General features: G+C 51.7%; 1 protein-coding gene. It reads right to left on the minus strand.

The window, feature by feature from the left end:
• Nucleotides 1-267: 267 nt before the first annotated feature.
• Entirely contained in the window at nt 268-945 is a 678-nt protein-coding gene (locus ACERY3_RS25275) for a DUF5417 domain-containing protein (protein ID WP_193763895.1), read from the minus strand.
• Nucleotides 946-1,094 lie beyond the last annotated feature (149 nt).

A 1,094-nucleotide genomic window follows, 5' to 3' on the forward strand; every position in this document is an offset into this window, starting at 1 on the left:
CTATCGTAGCGGTCTGTATTGGCTACTTCGACGGTTATTGTAGGGGTGTTGTATTCGCGAATAATTGCAGCGATATGTTGTTTCATTGGGGACTCCGTAGGTTGCCGCTTTGGGCTGTGTTACCGGGCGGCGGTATTGCCTCCCGATAAAATCAGTATCGCTTTTTTTGCCCCAAAAGTCAATATTAGTAAATACGATAATTACATATATTTCATTCAGTTCTACCAACAAAAAGCGCCCCGGAAGGCGCGTTGAATGGTGGCCGGATTATGCCGCACGGGCGGCGGCAAGTGCTGGCGCTCCGGTTAGCAGGGCATCACGCAGGGCCGCCAGAATAAGCAGGGGCTGCGCGTTCTCTGCCCGTATCATGTGATAGATCTCTGTGAACTCTTCCGGGCTTAAAACGCCCATTCTAAAAGCGTGGTCTGCGTTGTGTTCCGCCAGCCAGATAACATCCTGCGCTTTGTACTTCTCTACATGCTTCTCCTGGCTCGCCAGGGCGCGGGTCATGCTGCGGGCAACGTAGGCGCGAGTTACGCGCTTCTCTGCGTATGGCTTGCCTTCTTCCGCTTCAATAGGTTCATGCAATGTGTACACGGTGTAATCGTCCAGGCTTGCCGCCGGAATATGTTCCGGGGCTGGTTCTGCGGTGGCTTCGCGCACTGCTGCGGCCTTCTCCGCTTCAACTGCCATATAGCCTTTCAGGCCCGTTTTCGCTGCTTTGTATGCCGCTTTGAAACAAGCCACTTCGGAAATGTCGATCCAGTAACCACAACCAAAGCCGTCCTCATAGCAAGGGCAGCTGTCATTTTCCCAGCCTGCCAGCGTCAGGATCTCGTCCATCGCTTCCAGCTCTGCCGCCGTGGCGCTCTCGATGATGAAATGATGTTTGCGGCCGCGTAAATCCGGGTTTGCTGCTGTGGTTGCTTCGCGAGTCAGTTTCATTTTTTGTTCCTTGAATTTAATCGCCGCTTTGGGCTGTGTTACCGGGTGGCGGTATTGCCTCCCGATGAATTAAGTATCGCTCTTTTTGCCCTCAAAGTCAATATTAGTAAATACATTTATTACTTATATTTCATGAAGCTACGCAGTTA

The sequence above is a fragment of the Enterobacter cloacae complex sp. ESBL7 genome (assembly GCF_041679625.1).
Taxonomy (GTDB): domain Bacteria; phylum Pseudomonadota; class Gammaproteobacteria; order Enterobacterales; family Enterobacteriaceae; genus Enterobacter; species Enterobacter asburiae_B.